The organism is Bacteroides sp. RTP31139st1_H2_RTP31139_211217, from assembly GCF_040227615.1.
Classification (GTDB): domain Bacteria; phylum Bacteroidota; class Bacteroidia; order Bacteroidales; family Bacteroidaceae; genus Bacteroides; species Bacteroides uniformis.
Genome location: NZ_JBCNZM010000361.1, coordinates 1 through 1,054 on the forward strand (window position 1 = coordinate 1; position 1,054 = coordinate 1,054).

The window sequence follows — 1,054 nt, forward strand, 5'->3', positions numbered from 1 at the left end:
CGGCTGAAATTGAAGTCCTACCAAGATACCTATGCCGTGGCGATGGCGAAATACGGGCTGCAAAGGGGCATAGACGGTGCCTCGCTTCCGAACCGTCCACGCCCCGTTGTAAACCGTATTTTTTCATCGCAACAGCGTAGCTGTCTTGATAGGCTTTCAGTTTCAAGCGGCTCATGATGTCATCGGCGCACAGCCTCACGGTGTCGGTCGGCTTCTTGCGGTAGCGTTTCTTCGCCTGCTCCTCCCTTTTCTTCCGCTTGCGTTCCCCCTTGACTATCGGCACAAGTGTGACGTGCATGTGCGGTGTTTTCTCGTCCAAGTGCAGGTGAGCCGCCACGATGTTCTCCTTCCCGAACGTGTCGGCAAAATATTTGAGGTTGTCGGCGCACCACTCGTCCAGCCGTCCCTCCCGTTCGATGCGTTCCATGTCTTCGGGTGTTGCCGACACGTTGATGCGGATTGCCCGCACTTGGTTACTTCCGATTTTGCGTGTCAGTCCCGCTTCTTCCAGCCTCCTTTGGATAGCCGCCGAACGGTCTTTCACTCCTTCGGGATATTCGATGAGTTTTCGGTTTAGATGCGTGCGTGTGGGGTCAGCGTTCTTGGGTATGATGAAACGCTCTATGTGGGCGGTCGTCCCGCTGTCGGAACCGTGCGCCTTTTCCATGTGTAAAACTACGAAACCCATATATTCTTCCTTTCTTTTTTGGCTTGTGCAACAATGATTTTTTTGTATCTTCAGGGGCGGCAAATGCCGTCCCCGATGGGGTGTGCAGAGGGGCTTGCCCCTTGCCTTATTGGGGAATTTTCAGCGATACGTAGTATTGCGGCTCGGAAAATTCCCTAATAAGCTACGGTATTTTCTCCGTAAATACCCTGCGGCGTACCGTCCGTCTGCCTTTCTGCGGTGGCTATCCCTGCCGTCTGCTTACCCATATAACCCCACCCTTATTTTTTCCCTTTCGGTCGGTGGGTGGCGGGGCGGTCGGATACAAGGTTTTCCCGATAAATACGCTCGCAGCGAAGCGAGAGGAAGATTTATCGGGAAACGGCG

1 protein-coding gene is annotated in these 1,054 nt (G+C 53.9%); it reads right to left on the bottom strand.

The genetic code is table 11. The annotated features are described in order from the left end of the window. The coding region (mobV, locus tag ABUA47_RS24945) for a MobV family relaxase (RefSeq protein ID WP_349832315.1) at nucleotides 1-688 on the bottom strand (688 nt) is incomplete at its 3' end. Nucleotides 689-1,054 lie beyond the last annotated feature (366 nt).